Annotated in this window: 1 protein-coding gene; it reads left to right on the plus strand. The window is 75.4% G+C overall.

Translation table 11 applies throughout. The features are described from left to right. Nucleotides 1-905 (plus strand): condensation domain-containing protein (locus QSG27_RS29060; protein WP_306712343.1); only part of this gene is annotated, 905 nt, incomplete at both ends.

A 905-nucleotide genomic window follows, 5' to 3' on the forward strand; every position in this document is an offset into this window, starting at 1 on the left:
CGCCCTCCCCCCCCGGTTCGCCCGCCGGCCTGCCCCCGCTGCCCATCCGCTCCCGCGACTACGCCGCCTGGTGCGCCGACCCCGCCCGCGGGGCGGAGCGGGAGGCCGCCCGCGCTTATTGGCGCCGCCGGCTCGACGCGCTCCCCGCCGCGCTGGATCTGCCCCGGGCCGGCGAACCCGACGGGCGGGGCGCCTTCGTCCCGCTGCGGCTCGATTCCGCGCTGGCGGCCCGGCTGGAGCGCTACGGGCAGGAGCGTGGAGCGACCCTTTACATGGTGCTTCTGGCCGGCTGGGCGGCGCTGCTGGCCCGCTTCACCGGAGCGCGCGACCTGCCCATCGGCACCCCAATCGCCAACCGCAACCGCAACCGCACCGAAACCGAGGAACTCGTCGGTTTCTTCGTGGACACGCTGGTGCTGCGCACCGACCTGAGCGGCGATCCCGGCTTCGGCACCCTGACGGAGCGGGTGCGCGACGCCTGCCTGGAGGATTTCCGCCACCAGGACCTGCCCTTCGGCGAGCTGGTCGCGATGCTGAGGCCCGAACGGCGGGCGGGGCGCACGCCGCTGTTCCAGGCCATGTTCAACCTGTTGACCCTGCCGCCGTGGGAGGAGCGCGCCGGCCCCGTCCATCTGGTGGGCGAGGCGGTGGAATTGCCGGTCGCCCGCTTCGATCTGGCCTTGGAGCTCCAGGCCGCCGATAGCGCGGTGTCGGGGCGGCTGGAATACCGCTCGGGCCTGATCGCGCGGGAAACGGCGGAGGCCATGGCCGCGGCCTACGCCACGCTGCTGGCCGCAGCGCTCGACGATCCCCGGCGCCCCATCGACGCCCTTCCCCTGATGGACCGCGCCGCCGCCGCGGCTCTGGCCGAGCGGACCAACGGCCCGGCGGCCGCGCGTCCGGCC

This window comes from Azospirillum isscasi (genome assembly GCF_030849505.1).
In the GTDB taxonomy this organism is placed as follows: domain Bacteria; phylum Pseudomonadota; class Alphaproteobacteria; order Azospirillales; family Azospirillaceae; genus Azospirillum; species Azospirillum isscasi.